We start from the raw sequence: 15145 nt of genomic DNA, 5'->3' as shown, positions 1-15145 counted from the left end.
CGATGTTCAAGAAGATTCTTTCCGTCGGCGGCTGGACGCTGGTCTCGCGCCTGACAGGCTTCATCCGCGACGTGGTGATCGCGGCCGTCATGGGCGTGGGGCCGGTGGCCGATGCGTTCTTCGTGGCCTTCCGCATTCCGAACCACTTCCGCGCGATCTTCGGCGAGGGCGCTTTCAACAACGCCTTCCTGCCCACCTATGCGCGGGTGCTCGAGACCGGCGGCGAGAAGGCCGCCCGCTCGTTCGCCGGCCGCATCGTGACGCTGATGCTCATCGTGCAGATCGCTCTTCTGGTCGCGGCCTTTCTGGCCATGCCGGGCGTGGTGCGGCTCCTGGCCCCGGGCTTCTCGGACGATCCGGCAAAGTTCGACCTCGCGGTCTCGCTGACCCGGATCACGTTCCCGTATCTCCTGCTGATCACGATCGTCACGATCTATTCGGCCATCCTGAACGCCCATGACCGGTTCTGGGCCGCCGCCGCGGCGCCGGTCCTGCTGAACGTGGCGATGATCGTGGCGCTTGCGGTCGTGTTCCTGTTCCCGAACGCGGGCTATGCCGCGGCCTGGGGCGTGACGGTCTCCGGCGCATTGCAGCTCGTGCTCGTGTGGTGGGAGACGAAACGCGCCCTCGCGTGCCCCCGGATCGAGCGCCCGCGCCTGGACCCGCCGATGAGAACCTTCTTCAAGGCGCTCGGTCCCGCCGTGATCGGCTCCGCGGGCGTGCAGCTCGCCATCTTCGCGGACACGATCATCGCCTCGTTCCTGCCGACCGGCGCCGTGTCCTCCCTCTATTATGCGGATCGGCTCTATCAGCTCCCCCTGGGCGTCATCGGGATCGCGGCCGGCACCGTGCTGCTGCCGGAGATGAGCCGCCGCATCGCCGCAGGCGACGAGGCGGGCGCCTATGCCGCCCAGAACCGCACCATCGGCCTGACGCTCGCCCTGGCCGCTCCCTTCCTCGTGGCGTTCCTGGTGATGCCGGATCTCATCATGTCCGCCCTGTTCCAGCGCGGCGCGTTCGACGCCGAGGCGGCCCGGCGTTCGGGCGCGGTTCTGGCGGCCTACGGCCTGGGCCTCCCGGCGGCCGTGCTCATCCGCTCCGCCGTGTCGAGCTTCTATGCCCGCTCTGACACCGCGACGCCGCTGATCGCCTCGCTCACGGCGGTGGGGGTCAACGTCCTCGTGAAGATCCTGCTGATGGACACTTACGGGGTGGTGGGCCTCGCGCTCGGCACCGCCATCGGCGTGTGGGTGAACCTCATCTTGCTCTTCGTGTTGGCCTATCGGCGCGGATGGACGGCCCCGAATTCCTCGCTCGGCAAGACGTGCCTGTCCATCGCCGTGGCGAGCGTTCTCCTGGCCGTGTTCGCGTGGTTCGCTCCGGCCCCCCTGGAGCGCTGGACCGCCCTCCTCCCGATCTGGAACAGCGAGATCCTGCTGGGAATTCTCGGCGCTCTCGGCGCGCTGATCTATGGCGGCGTGCTGCTCGCCGGCCTGAAGGCCATGGGGGTGAGGCTCGCGCGCCGCTGACGCGGCCCTCTGGGGCCGCACGATGCTCTAGCGCGCGGCGTGACGTGTCGCGCCGCCATGTCCTGCGATCTCCGTCAGGAGCTTGCGCCGTGCCGCCGTGGCGAAGGGCTGCGTCTCGTCCGCGATCTCCACGAAGGCCCCCGGCCCGCCGATGACGCTCTGGGCATAGTAATCCTCGAGCGCCATGCCTCCGGGCCCGCCCGGACGCCCGCTTCCCGGGCGGCGGATGGCAAGCGCGTTGATGGTGAACCCCTTGGCGAGCGCATCGGCGCGGGCGTGCTCCAACGACCTGCCGTTCATGTTCGGCCCGTCGCCCGAGACATCGATCACCCTCCGCGTGCCCTCGTGAGCGTTGCCCTCCACGAGGCGCACGGAGAAATCGATGGCGTTCGAGATGGAGTTGTAGCCGGTGGCGCCGCGCGGTGCACTCATGAGCCTGTCGGCGAAGACCTTCGCGCCCGCCTCGTCGCGGATCACGTGCCAGTCCACGATCAGCACCTGGGAGCTGGGCCCGCCCCATTCCATGAAGGCCACCGCGATGGCCCCGGCGGGGCCGTCCTTGATGCCTGCGAGCACGTCCGGGCTCATGAGGGCGTCGGCCCAGCCCTTCCTTTGCAGGCGCAGCTCCTCGTCGTCGATGGAGCCCGAGCCGTCGGCGGCGAAGACGAGTTCGAGATCGACGGATTCCGCAGCGGCGGGCGCGGTCATGAGGCCGAGGGCGAGAAGGCTCGACAGGAAGAGGCGCATCGGGGGGCTCCGGCAAGGGTGCGATCAGGGCACGATGCCGGAGCCATTTAGGGCATGATCGGGCTCAAAGCCGCCTGTTGAGGTTCACAACTGCGTCATGGCCGCACGTGCTGCGGCCATCCACCTCTTGGAAACGCCGCGCGTCAAAGGCGTGGATGCCCGGGACGAGCCCGGGCATGACGCGGGAGGATGTTGGATCACGCCGCCTTGGTGACCGGCTGCGAATGGGCATAGGCCCAATAGAGCTCGCGAGCGCGGCGATAGAACGGGCCGGGCTGGAGATCCCGGCTGTCGATGCGCAGCACCGGCATCACCTTGGAATAGTTGCCGGAGATGAAGATCTCATCGGCGCTCGCGAAATCCTCGTAGCGCAGGGTTCCCTCGACGACCGTTACCCCGTCGTCGCGCAGGAGCTGGATGACTCGCTGGCGGGTGATGCCGTTGAGGAAGGTCCCGTTCGGGTACGGCGTATGGACGACCCCGTCCTTGGCCATGAACACGTTCGACGTGGCGGTCTCGGCCACGTTGCCGAGCGCGTCGAGGACCAGGGCGTTGTCGAAGCCCTTCTCCTTCGCCTCGCGGATCACGCGGGCGTTGTTCGGGTAGAGGGCGCCGGCCTTGGAATCGGTGGGCATGGATTCCAGCGTCGGACGGCGGAAGCTCGATTTCATCACCGACAGGCCGCCGGGCACCGGCATGGGAGCCTCGAAGAGGGACAGGCAGAACTGGGTCGATTCCGGATCCGGCGCGATGGTGGCGAGGCCCTCGGCTTCGCCCCAGTACATGGGCTTCACGTAAAGCGCCGTGCCGGGAGCGAATTTCTTCACGCCCTCGCGCACCAGCTCGACGATGGCCTGCGGGTCCATGATGGGCTTGAGACCGATGGTGGTGGCCGAGCGGTTCACGCGGGCGCAGTGCAGGTCCATGTCGGGCATGACGCCCTCGAAGATGCGGGCGCCGTCGAATACCGAGGAGCCGAGCCAGGATACATGGGAACGGGGACCGATCAGGGGCGGGTTGCCCTCGTGCCATGCGCCGTTGAACCAGTTCCAGGTCTGCGAATACCAAGCCACGTGTCTCGTCCTTTGGGTCAGAATGTCTGCCCTATCGAATCCCTTTGCGGCATCCCCGTCAATCGCCCGGGGAACCTGGACAGGATAAAGTCTTGTGATGGGATGCATGAGAGAGGATGATCATTTCCGATCAACGCTCTTCCTCCAACCAGGGACCGGGAGCATGGCGCCTCCGCTTTTTCCGGCCGGCACGAAAGCCGTCGTCTTCGACGCCTACGGCACCTTGTTCGACGTGCATTCCGCCGTCGCCCGGCATGCGGCGCGGGTGGGTCCCGAGGCGGCGCGCCTGTCGGAGATCTGGCGCGCCAAGCAGCTCGAATATTCCTGGGTGCTCTCGCTCGCCGGGCGCTATCGGTCGTTCTGGTCGCTGACCGAGGAGGCGCTCGACCATGCCTTCGCCCGCTGTCCGGGCGCGGATGTTTCCGTCCGTCCGCTCCTGCTCGACGCCTATCGCAGCCTCGACGCTTATCCCGAGGTGCGGGCGACCCTCGACGGGCTCCGGGCCCGGGGCCTGCGCACGGCCATCCTGTCGAACGGCGATCCCGCCATGCTCGGCGCGGCCGTGACCTCCGCCGACCTGGCCGGCAGCCTGGATGCGGTTCTCTCGGTGGAGGCCGCGAGGATCTTCAAGACGAGCCCGAACGCCTATCACCTGGCGATCGAGGACCTGGCCCTCAACGAGGACGAGATCGTCTTCGTGTCCTCGAACCGGTGGGATGTGGCGGGAGCGGCGGCCTTCGGCTTCACGGCCGTCTGGGTGAACCGGCTCGGGCTTCCGGACGAGTACGGAGACCTCGCGCCGCACGCCGTCATCGCCGCCTTGGATGCGTTGCTGCGTTGATCGTCATGGCCGGGCTCGTCCCGGCCATCCACGTCTCGACCCAGCAGCGTTTCCCAAGACGTGGATGCCCGGCACAAGGCCGAGCATGACGCAAGAAACGCCCTGACATCAGCCTCAACCCGCCAGTGCCGCCAGGATTCTCGCCCAGGAGCGGGTGCCCTTGTGGAAGCTCTTGAGGTCGTATTTCTCGTTCGGCGAATGGATGCGGTCGTCGTCGAGGCCGAAGCCCACGAAGAGCGTGTCGAGGCCGAGGATGCGCTTGAAATCGCCGCCGACCGGAATCGATCCGCCCATGCCGATGACGATGGGCTCCCTCCCCCACTCGTCGTGCAGCGCGGATTTCGCAACCGTGAGCGCGGGAAAGTCGTGCGGGAGCGCGAGCGCGCGCGAGCCCTTGTGCTTGATGAACTCCACCGAGCAATCGGCGGGAATGCGCTCGCGCACGAAGGCCTGGAAGTTCTCCGAGATCCTGGCGGGGTCCTGGTCGCCCACGAGGCGGAAGGAGATCTTGCAGCTCGCCTGCGCGGCGATCACGGTCTTGGTGCCCTCGCCCGTGTAGCCGCCGATGATGCCGTTCACGTCGCAAGTGGGGCGCGACTGGATCTGTTCGATGAGCATGCGGCCCTTCTCGCCGGCGGAGTGCTTCAGGCCGATGGGGCCGAGGAAATTCTCCTCCGTCAGATTGAGGCCCTTCCACTGCTCGAGGACCTGCGTGGGCGTCTCGGGAACGCCCTCGTAGAAACCCGGGATCGTGATGCGGCCGTTCTCGTCGTGGATGTCGGCGATGATCTTGGCGAGCACATGGATCGGGTTGCGCGCCGCGCCGCCGAACGTGCCGGAATGAAGATCGCGATCGGCGCAGCGCACGATCACTTCCTCATACACCATGCCGCGCAGCGATGACGTGACGGCGGGCGTGTCCTGGTCCCACATGCCGGTATCGCAGACGAGCGCCACGTCGGCCTTCAGCTCGTCCCTGTTGGCCTCGATGAATTCAGGGAGAAACTTGGAGCCGTCCTCCTCCGCGCCCTCGACCAGGAAGGTGATGTTGATCGGGAGCGAACCCGTCACCGCCTTCCAGGCGCGGCAGGCCTCGACGAAGGTCAGGACCTGGCCCTTGTCGTCGGACGAACCGCGGGCGCCGATGGCCTTGCGGCCGTCGGGCAGCGTGACGATGCGCGGCTCGAATGGCGGGCGCTCCCACAGCTCGAGCGGATCGACCGGCTGCACGTCGTAATGGCCGTAGAACAGCACATGCGGCGTCGCCTCGCCCCTCGCATGGCCCACCACCGCCGGATGCCCGCCCGTCTCGCGGAGCGAGGCCTCGATGCCGATCCCCTTCAGCTCGTCCACGAGCCACTGGCCGGCGACGCGGCAATGGTCCTTGTAGGCGGGATCGGTGGAGATCGACGGCACCTTCAGCCACTGGAACAGGCGCTCCAGGGAGGCGTCGAGATCGGAATCGATCTTGGAGAGAACGTGGTCGAGCTGGGACATAGCGGTCCTTTTAAGTTGAAGAATCTGTCCGGTTGCGCGGCAAGGTGCGCCCAAGACGGGCAGGCCGCAAGAGGAGATCCGCACCCCGCACGTCACGGCCGGGCCGGTCCTGGCCATCCATGTCTTGAGATCCCAGCGGTGAAAAGACGTGGATCCCCGGCACAAGGCCGGGGATCATGAAGGACGCGAAAGTCCTACCGCCTCAACAATCCGCCCAGCGTGCCCCGCACGATGGCGCGGCCGATGGAGCTGCCCTGGCGGCCGCCGATGGATTTGCCGATCTCGGCCGCGATGTTGCCGACGGTCTGGTTGACCACGGTGCGGGTGACCTCGCGCACGACCTTCTGCCCCACGGTCATCGAGCCCTTGCGCTGCGGACCGCCGGCGCCGAAGAGGCCGCCGATCATGTCGAGAAGGCCGCCTCCGCCCTCGGCCGCCTTGGCGTCCACAGCGGCCTGCTCGGCGCGCTTGGCCAGCATCTCGTAGGCCGATTCGGGATCGACGGCCTGGTCGTACTTCCCCTTCATGGGGCTCGACGCCAGGATCTGCTGGCGCTCGGCCGGTTCGATGGGCCCGACCTGCGCCATCGGCGGCGCGATCAGCGTGCGCTCCACCATGGAGGGCGCGCCCTTGCCTTCGAGGGTCGACACCAGGGCCTCGCCGACGCCGAGTTCCGTGATCGCCTTTTCCGTATCGAAGGCGGGATTCTGCCGGAAGGTCTGCGCGGCCACGCGCACGGCCTTCTGCTCGCGCGGCGTATAGGCGCGAAGCGCGTGCTGCACCCGGTTGCCGAGCTGCGCCAGCACCGTCTCGGGCACGTCGACCGGGTTCTGCGTGATGAAATAGACGCCCACGCCCTTGGAGCGGATGAGGCGCACGACGCGCTCCACGGTCTCGACGAGCGCCTTCGGGGCATCGTTGAACAGGAGATGCGCCTCGTCGAAGAAGAACACGAGCTTGGGCTGATCGAGATCGCCCACCTCCGGCAGCTCCTCGAACAGCTCCGACATGAGCCACAACAGGAACGTGGCGTAGAGGCGCGGATTGCTCATGAGCCTGTCCGCCGCCAGGATGTTCACGATGCCGCGCCCGTCGCGATCGGTGCGCATCAGATCCTTGATGTCGAGCGCGGGCTCGCCGAGAAATTCGTCGCCCTGCTGGTTTTCGAGCACCAGCAATTGGCGCTGGATCGTGCCGATCGTGGCCTTCGACACGTTGCCGTAGGTGGTGGTGAGCTCGCCCGCATTGTCGGAGATGAGCTGCAGCAGCGCGCGCAGATCCTTGAGATCGAGCAGCAGCAGGCCCTGCTCGTCCGCGATGCGGAAGGCGATGTTGAGCACGCCCTCCTGGGTCTCGTTGAGGTCGAGGAGGCGCGAGAGAAGCAGCGGGCCCATCTCGGAGATTGTCGCCCGCACCCGATGCCCCTGCTCGCCGAAGATGTCCCAGAACACGACCGGGAACCTGTCCGGCCTGTACTCGATGCCGATCTCCTGCGCGCGCTTGACCAGAGGCTCCTTGCCGTTTCCGGGAGCCGCCATGCCGGAAAGGTCGCCCTTGATGTCGGCTGCGAAGACCGGGACGCCCGCGTTGGAAAAGCCCTCCGCCAGCACCTGCAGCGAGACGGTCTTGCCGGTGCCCGTCGCCCCCGTGACCAGACCGTGGCGGTTGGCGAGGCGCAAATCGAGATATTCCGGCTTGGCGCTCTTGCCGATGAAGATCTTACCCTCTTCGAGCATCGTATCCCTCTCCGATTCCCCTTTAAGGATCTTAGAAGCCCCGTCGCTCATTTCCACTCCGGCTCTTTTCGATTGGGATTTCCCGATTAATTAGTTTAGAGCTAAACCATCCATCCGATCGCACCAGGAGAATCACATGGACGAGCTCATCGCGCGCGTGACGCAGAAGACCGGCCTCGATCAGGCCACCGCCCGCAAGGCCATCGGCCTCATCCTCGGCTATCTTCAGAAGGAAGGCCCCCAGGCCGAGGTGAACCAGCTGATCGCCGCGCTCCCGGGTGCGCAGGATGCCATCGAGCAGGCCAAGACCGGCGCCAGCGGCGGCATGATGGGCATGGTCGGCTCCATGGGCGGCGGCGTGATGGCGCTCGGCGGCCAACTCATGGGGATCGGCGTCTCCATGGGCCAGATGCAGCCCCTCGGCAAGGAACTCTTCGCCTATGGCCGCGAGAAGGCGGGCGAGGACACGATGGGCACGATCATGGGCTCCATCCCCGGCCTGTCGCAGTTCGTTTAAGCCTCATCGAACCTCCACCGTCATGGCCGGGCTCGTCACGGCCATCCCGACCTGGAGAGGCGCAGCGCCTTTGCAGTATCGGGATCACCGGCACAAAGCCGCTGATGACGGAGAAGGTTTCAAAGCCGTGCCCTTCCTCGTCATGGCCGCGCCTGTTGCGGCCATCCAGGTCTTGAGAACCGCGCCGGGTCGAAGACGTGGAAGTCCACACGTCCGGCGCGGCCCTTCGGGTCCGGCTTAAAGCGCCGGGCATGACGGGAGATGGCGCAAGAGCGCTGATGTGTGGGCGAGCCGCGGCCGGACGCGGAACCGCCTTCGTCTCTTACCGCCCTTTGGGGCATTCCCACATTCCCCCCGACCCACTATCTTCCCGCGCAACTCATGCTGCGCACGGGAACCCCCATGGACGACCTCTCTCTTGCCGCCGATTTCCCTCGAGCGACCCGCGAGCAATGGCTCGAGCGGGTGGAGGGCGTGCTCAAGGGAGCGGATTTCGCCAGGAAGCTGGTGAGCCGCACCCACGACGGCATCGCCATCCAGCCGCTTTACCCGAAGGCCGAAGGCGCGGCCCGCATCGCGCGCGAGGAGCCCGGACGCTGGCGGATGTCGCAGCGGGTGGACCATCCCGATCCGGACGCGGCCCGGGAGCTTGCCCTGCTCGATCTGGAGAACGGCGCCGACGCGCTCACCCTCGTCACACGCAAGGCCCCCGCCGCCCGCGGCTTCGGCGTCAGGGCGGACACGGTCGAGGATCTCGACCGGGCACTGTCAGGCGTGATGCTCGATCTCATTCACCTGCGCCTCGATGCGGGCGGCGGCGGGCGCGTCATGGCCGAGCGTCTGATCGCTCTGGCGGAACGGCGCGGGCACGCGCTCTCCGATCTCTCCCTCGATCTCGGCATGGACCCGATCGGCAGCCTCGCCTCCCTGGGAAATCTCTCGGTCGCGTGGGACGAAGCGTCGGCCCGCATGGGCGCGATGCTGGCGAGCCTCACCCGGAAGGGCTTCGCCGGCCGCGCCTTTCTGGCGGACGGACGCCCCTATCACGAAGCGGGCGCCGGCGAGGCGCAGGAACTGGCCGCCATTCTGGCCACCGGCGTGGCCTATCTGCGCGCGCTCGAAGCGCAGGGTCATTCCCCCGATGCCGTCACTCAAGCCTTGTCCTTCCTGCTGGTCGCGGACGCGGACGAGTTCCTGACGGTTGCGAAATTCCGGGCGCTCCGTCGTCTCTGGGCCCAGGTCGAGCAGGCCTGCGGCCTCGCGCCCAAGCCGATCCGCCTTCATGCCGAAACCGCCTGGCGCATGACCACGAAACGCGATCCATGGGTGAACATGCTGCGCGCGACGGTGGCCACCTTCTCGGCCGGGATCGGCGGAGCGGATGCGATCACGGTGCTGCCCTTCACGGCGGCGCTGGGCCTGCCGGACGCCTTCGCCCGCCGTGTGGCCCGCAACACGCAACTCATCCTGCTGGAGGAGTCGAACCTCTGGCGGGTGGCCGATCCGGCGGCGGGCGCCGGCGGCTTCGAGGCGCTGACCGATGCCCTCTGCGAGAAGGCCTGGAGCCTGTTCCAGGAGATCGAGCGCGAGGGCGGCATCGTCGCGAGCCTGCGGCAGGGGGCGCTGCAGGGCCGGATCGCAACCGTGCGCGCCGCACGGGAGAAGGCCGCAGCCACCCGCAAGGAGCCGATCACCGGCACGAGCGAATTCCCGAACCTCCATGAAGCGCCGGTGACGGTGCTGCTGCCGGCTGCCCCGGTAGCGGAGCCGGAACCCGGCCCAGCGGCCATGACGATTAACCCCTTGCCGTCCATCCGTGCGGCTGAAGCCTTCGAGCGCCTGCGGGATCTCTCGGATGCCCACCTGGCGCGGACCGGGGCGCGCCCACGGGTGTTCCTGGCCAATCTCGGCCCGATCTCCGCCTTCACGGCCCGGGCCACCTTCGCCAAGAACTTCTTTGAAGCGGGCGGAATAGAGGCCGTGACGAACGATGGATTCTCCGATCAGGAGAAGCTGAGCCAAGCATTCATCGACAGTAAAGCAAAGCTTTCATGCATCTGCTCGTCCGATGACATTTATGTGTCCCACGCGGAAGAGACAGCCAAAACCTTGCGCGAGGCCGGGTCACATCCCATTTACCTGGCTGGGCGCCCGGGAGAACGCGAAGAATCGCTGACCCGCGCCGGTATCCATACATTCATCTTCGCCGGGTGTGACGCCCTCAAGGTTCTGAGCGAGGCCCTCGACGAGGCTTCCGTCTGAGCGCCTGAACCGTCCTCCCGGCCTCGAGGACCGGGAGAACGGTTTCATGAGTCTTGCAAAGCGAACGGCTGCGGCCTTGGGTCTCGGCCTGATCTTCATCGGCAGTGCGATGGCGGCCCCTCAGCCCCGGCACGACGGTACCTGGAGCGTCCGGATGGTGACGGATTCGGGCACCTGCGACAGCAGCTACGCCTATTCCATTGCCATCGACAAGGGGAACGTCCGCTATCTGTCCGGCCCGGGCGACGCCCCGACCGCCGTGTCGGGCCAGATCGGGCCTAACGGCGTGGTCGACCTCGACATCCGCCGCAGCATCGCCAAGGTCGATGCCAACGGCCGCCTGAACGGCAAGACGGGTTCGGGCACCTGGCAGCTCGCCATGCTCGGCTGCTCGGGCCGCTGGACGGCTCAGAAGACATCCGGCAGCGCCTAGAGCCAACCTGCAACTGCGTGGGTGAGCCACGGCGCCGACACCATTTGACAGGCAGATCACAGAATGCCAGTGAACGTAATAGCAGTTGCGTGCCGGTGCAGGCGAAGGCAAGAGCATGTTCGTAACGTATGAAAGGGCGGGAAATCGCGTCGGATTCGGCTTCTCACCGACAGAAGCCGAAAAATCCAGGAAACGTGATATTTCCCTTGGCCTTCATGCTGCCTTCGTCGATTTGCCCTATGATGTTGGTGCCATTCATCCGGATGTCCTGGCTCTCAGCGCCTTTCTGATCGCCGGACCGTTCGCAGGCGAGAGCCTCACCTTTCAATCCGGCATCAGCCGGCAGCTTGCGGAGGCGCTTGAAGCGGTAAAGCCCAAGTGTGCGATCGGCCCCGTTGATCAATCTCTCCGCCCTCGCGAGAGGCCTAGAGATGGCAAGCCCGGACTATGCTTCAGCGGAGGCGCGGACTCGACGGCCGCGCTGGAACTCCTGCCCTCCCAAACCGAGATGTTCTTCTTGAAGAGGGTCGCTCCTCTCCGCAGAGTCGGCGAGTCTCGCTGGGCAGGCTTTCAGCGCATTGCTCGCGATGCGGCAAGGATCATCCTCAACAGGAAATCCTACGAGAAAAGCTCGGAAGCGGGAGAACGCTTCTGCCAGGCCCTGCAAGATGCTGGACGAACGGCATTCGTCATTGGTTCGGATCTCGAATATGTCCGCGATCCCATTGGTTTCCCCCATCACATGTCCTGCACCGTACCCCTCCTCCTCATGGCGGAGTCGCGTAACCTGGATGCGGTCGCATGGGGGACGATCGGAGAGGCCGCCTATCAGTTCGGCAGCGGCAGCAAGTATATGGACTTCGCCAAACGCAACGTTTTCAAGCATTACAATGCGCTCTTCTCGGCCGTGGGGCTGCCGTTCTTCAATCCGGTCGTCGGCATGAGCGAAGTTGCGACCAGCAGGATCGCCCTTTCGTCCGGCTATCACTCCTACGTCCGGTCATGCCAGCGGGAAACGCTCGAACCCTGCCGGCGCTGCATCAAATGCTTCCGCAAGAGCCTGCTGGAAGCCACCGTGACGGGCCAATGGCCCAGCCATGATGAATTCGACCGGTACTTCGCAGACTCCGACATCAAAAGGGACCTGAAGAAGGTCCCGATAAAGTTGGAGAACGTCTACGCCTTCATCGCCTCGCACTACGACGGCCAACACCCGACGATGCTCAAGCTGAAGAAACGCGTCAGGGGCGGCGAAATCCCCGTCGGCTGGATGATGAAATACATTCCCTCGTACATCGAGCAGGCGCCTGCCGACTACCAGGGAAAGTTGAAAGAGAGTCTGTCGCGCTTTGTGTCCCCCATGTCCGAGGACGATCTTCACGAGACGATGAAGTGGGACGTGACTGCGATCGGGAATGATCCGAAAATTGCTCGATATGCTCAAGAACTGAGCGCCGCTCTCGACAGCGTGGCCTAAAGCACAGTTCCCGCGCGCCTGCATTCGGCCCAGCGCGGGATCGCTATCCTCAGGAACCCCGGCCGAACCCTCACGTTATTCCACCCTATTCCTGGAGGGTATGGAGTTCCTCGATGCGTATGATGACCCGGCTCGGCGCGGCGGCACTGGCGGCTTTCGTTCTCGCGCCTGCGGCCCAAGCCCAAACGAACCGATTCGACGGCAGATGGAGCGTGGAGGTCGTGACCGAACAGGGCGCCTGCGACCGCGCCTACCGATATTCGGTGATCGTGGAGAACGGGCGTGCACGGTATGGCGGACCGGAGCAGTTCAACGTGAACGGACGGGTCCAGCCGAACGGCTCGGTCTCGGCCAGCATCTCGCGCGGCCAGGACCGCGCCAACGTCACCGGGCGGCTTGCGGGCAACGCCGGGCGCGGCACCTGGAACACCTCCGGCGGTCGGACCTGCTCCGGCTACTGGAACGCCGAGAAGCGCGGCTGATCCTAGACGTTGCGCCGATAGCCTCGGGGACTCGGATGCCCTAGAATGGGTGGCAGCAACTCCACCCGCTTCCATGAGGGCATCCGTCTCAGGGCCATGACACGCATTCCGGATTTCTCAAACCTCGGCTGGGCTAGCGCCCCCGAGGCCGCGCCTGCAGCCGAACGCAAGGCAGAACCCTGGCTGACGCCGGAGGGGATCGCGGTGAAGGCGGCGTACGGCCCCGAGGATCGGAGCGGGATCGATTTCCTCGACACCTATCCGGGCATCGCGCCGTATCTTCGCGGCCCCTACCCGACCATGTACGTGAACCAGCCCTGGACCGTGCGCCAGTACGCGGGCTTCTCCACGGCCGAGGATTCCAACGCCTTCTACCGCCGCAACCTCGCGGCCGGCCAGAAGGGCCTGTCGGTCGCCTTCGATCTCGCGACCCATCGCGGCTACGATTCCGACCATCCGCGCGTGGCGGGCGACGTGGGCATGGCAGGCGTCGCCATTGATTCCATCTACGACATGCGCACCCTGTTCGCCGGCATTCCGCTCGACCAGATGAGCGTGTCGATGACCATGAACGGCGCGGTGCTGCCCGTGCTGGCGCTCTATATCGTGGCCGCCGAGGAACAGGGTGTGCCGCCCCAAAAGCTCTCCGGCACGATCCAGAACGACATCCTCAAGGAATTCATGGTGCGCAACACCTACATCTACCCGCCGAAAGGGTCGATGCGCATCATCTCGGACATCTTCGCCTACACCTCGGCGAACATGCCGAAGTTCAACTCCATCTCGATCTCCGGCTACCACATGCAGGAAGCCGGAGCCACGCAGGACCTGGAGCTCGCCTACACCCTCGCCGACGGCGTGGAATATATCCGGGCCGGCATCCAGGCGGGCCTCACCATCGACCAGTTCGCGCCGCGCCTCTCGTTCTTCTGGGCGATCGGCATGAACTTCTTCATGGAAGTGGCCAAGATGCGCGCCGCGCGCCTGCTCTGGGCCAAGCTCGTAAAGGACTTCAACCCGCAGAGCGAGAAGTCGCTTCCCCTACGCACGCATAGCCAGACATCCGGCTGGTCGCTCACCGCGCAGGACGTGTTCAACAACGTGGTGCGCACCTGCGTGGAGGCCATGGCGGCGACGCAAGGCCATACGCAATCGCTGCACACCAACGCGCTCGACGAGGCGCTGGCCCTGCCCACCGACTTCTCCGCCCGCATCGCCCGCAACACGCAGCTGTTCCTCCAGCAGGAGAGCGGCACCACGCGGATCATCGATCCGTGGGGCGGTTCCTATTACGTGGAGCGCCTGACGCAGGAGCTCGCGAACAAGGCGTGGGGCCACATCCAGGAGGTGGAAGCCCTCGGCGGCATGGCGAAGGCCATCGAGGCGGGCATTCCCAAGCTGAAGATCGAGGAGGCGGCCGCCCGCACGCAGGCGCGGATCGATTCGGGCCATCAGAAGATCATCGGCGTGAACGCCTTCAAGCCTTCCGACGAGGCCTCGATCGATATCCTGAAGGTCGACAACGCGGCCGTGCGCGCCCGCCAGATCGAGAAGCTTCAGGCTCTTCGCGCCGAGCGCAACCAGGCCGATGTGGACGCGGCGCTGAACGCCCTTTCGCAAGGCGCATCCTCGGGCCAAGGCAATCTGCTCGACCTCGCCGTCAAGGCCGCGCGGGCCAAGGCGACGGTGGGCGAGATCTCCGACGCTCTCGAAAAGGTGTGGGGCCGTCACCGGGCGGAGATCAAGGCGATCTCGGGCGTCTACAAGCGGGAGGTCGGCATGGCGTCGCCAGCCGTGGAGAAGATCCGCCATCTGGTGGAGCAGTTCGAGCACGATGACGGGCGCCGCCCGCGCATTCTGGTGGCCAAGATGGGCCAGGACGGCCACGACCGGGGCCAGAAGGTGATCGCCTCGGCCTTCGCCGATCTCGGCTTCGACGTGGATATCGGGCCCCTCTTCGCCACACCGGCGGAAGCCGCCCGGCAGGCGATCGAGAACGACGTGCACATCATCGGCGTCTCGTCGCTGGCGGCAGGCCACCTGACCCTTGTGCCGGAGCTGAAAGCCGAACTCGCCAAGTATCACCGCGAGGACATCATGATCGTGGTGGGCGGCGTGATCCCGCCGCAGGACTTCGAGGCGCTCACCCAGGCCGGAGCCTCGGCGATCTTCCCGCCCGGCACGGTGATCGCGGATGCGGCGGTGAACCTCATCGAGGAGCTGAACCGCCGCCTGGGCTACGAACCCAAGCAGGCGGCGGAGTGAGGCTCGTCGTCCTTGCGGCCTTCTGAACCGGGACCGCCGCGCTCCTTGTACGCCTTGACCCAATTTCATGGTCATCCCCAGGCTTGACCCATGGGTCCACGTCTCTGAGGCGCAGGGTTTCAAAGACGTGGATGGCCGTGACAAGCACGGCCATGACGATAACGACAGAAACCATAGCGGCGCATGAAGCGCCATTTCCCTCTTGCGGACTGACCCACCTGCCGAGCGGTGCGGCGCGTTGTGCGCCTCCGCACAATCAACTGGTCGGCGGCGGATTATACGTTAT

At 65.9% G+C, this 15145-nt stretch carries 12 protein-coding genes; 8 read left to right on the top strand and 4 right to left on the bottom strand.

Features of this window, described 5'->3' with window-relative positions; genetic code table 11:
* Positions 1 to 2: 2 nt before the first annotated feature.
* Positions 3 to 1529: a murein biosynthesis integral membrane protein MurJ gene (gene murJ, locus E4K09_RS12905; protein WP_134497576.1), complete on the top strand. Its 1527-nt coding sequence runs from the start codon at positions 3 to 5 to the stop codon at positions 1527 to 1529.
* 27 nt (positions 1530 to 1556) lie between these two features.
* Here the strand turns inward: murJ and E4K09_RS12900 are convergent, their stop codons facing one another.
* Both E4K09_RS12900 and E4K09_RS12895 read right to left on the bottom strand, forming a co-directional pair.
* Entirely contained in the window at positions 1557 to 2276 is a 720-nt protein-coding gene (locus E4K09_RS12900; RefSeq protein WP_134497574.1) for a DUF1194 domain-containing protein, read from the bottom strand.
* Positions 2277 to 2473: 197 nt separating this feature from the next.
* On the bottom strand, positions 2474 to 3349 hold the full coding sequence (locus E4K09_RS12895) for a branched-chain amino acid aminotransferase (RefSeq protein WP_134497572.1): 876 nt from the start codon (positions 3347 to 3349) through the stop codon (positions 2474 to 2476).
* 163 nt (positions 3350 to 3512) lie between these two features.
* Between E4K09_RS12895 and E4K09_RS12890 the strand changes: the two genes are divergently transcribed.
* A complete protein-coding gene (locus E4K09_RS12890; protein ID WP_134497570.1) occupies positions 3513 to 4190 on the top strand; it encodes a haloacid dehalogenase type II in 678 nt (225 codons plus the stop codon).
* A 114-nt stretch (positions 4191 to 4304) separates the two neighbouring features.
* Here E4K09_RS12890 and E4K09_RS12885 read toward each other — a convergent pair whose 3' ends face one another.
* On the bottom strand, positions 4305 to 5687 hold the full coding sequence (locus tag E4K09_RS12885) for a M20/M25/M40 family metallo-hydrolase (protein ID WP_134497568.1): 1383 nt from the start codon (positions 5685 to 5687) through the stop codon (positions 4305 to 4307).
* A 194-nt stretch (positions 5688 to 5881) separates the two neighbouring features.
* Positions 5882 to 7423: a helicase HerA-like domain-containing protein gene (locus E4K09_RS12880; RefSeq protein WP_134497566.1), complete on the bottom strand. Its 1542-nt coding sequence runs from the start codon at positions 7421 to 7423 to the stop codon at positions 5882 to 5884.
* A 136-nt stretch (positions 7424 to 7559) separates the two neighbouring features.
* Between E4K09_RS12880 and E4K09_RS12875 the strand changes: the two genes are divergently transcribed.
* The 6 genes from E4K09_RS12875 to scpA all read left to right on the top strand — a co-directional run bounded on the left by E4K09_RS12875 (position 7560) and on the right by scpA (position 14859).
* Positions 7560 to 7940: a DUF2267 domain-containing protein gene (locus E4K09_RS12875; RefSeq protein WP_134497563.1), complete on the top strand. Its 381-nt coding sequence runs from the start codon at positions 7560 to 7562 to the stop codon at positions 7938 to 7940.
* A 402-nt stretch (positions 7941 to 8342) separates the two neighbouring features.
* A complete protein-coding gene (locus tag E4K09_RS12870) occupies positions 8343 to 10202 on the top strand; it encodes a methylmalonyl-CoA mutase family protein (RefSeq protein WP_134497561.1) in 1860 nt (619 codons plus the stop codon).
* A gap of 46 nt (positions 10203 to 10248) precedes the next feature.
* Positions 10249 to 10635, top strand: a complete 387-nt coding sequence (locus tag E4K09_RS12865; protein WP_134497559.1) for a hypothetical protein — start codon at positions 10249 to 10251, stop codon at positions 10633 to 10635.
* A gap of 517 nt (positions 10636 to 11152) precedes the next feature.
* Positions 11153 to 12112: a DUF6395 domain-containing protein gene (locus E4K09_RS12860; RefSeq protein ID WP_166802292.1), complete on the top strand. Its 960-nt coding sequence runs from the start codon at positions 11153 to 11155 to the stop codon at positions 12110 to 12112.
* A gap of 113 nt (positions 12113 to 12225) precedes the next feature.
* A complete protein-coding gene (locus tag E4K09_RS12855) occupies positions 12226 to 12594 on the top strand; it encodes a hypothetical protein (protein ID WP_134497555.1) in 369 nt (122 codons plus the stop codon).
* 96 nt (positions 12595 to 12690) lie between these two features.
* On the top strand, positions 12691 to 14859 hold the full coding sequence (gene scpA / locus E4K09_RS12850; protein WP_134498000.1) for a methylmalonyl-CoA mutase: 2169 nt from the start codon (positions 12691 to 12693) through the stop codon (positions 14857 to 14859).
* The last annotated feature ends 286 nt before the right edge of the window (positions 14860 to 15145 follow it).

It is taken from the genome of Microvirga pakistanensis, from assembly GCF_004458765.1.
Taxonomy (GTDB): Bacteria; Pseudomonadota; Alphaproteobacteria; order Rhizobiales; family Beijerinckiaceae; genus Microvirga; species Microvirga pakistanensis.
The sequence above is the reverse complement of the archived record's forward strand: the minus strand, read 5'-3'. Positions and strand labels throughout refer to the sequence as shown.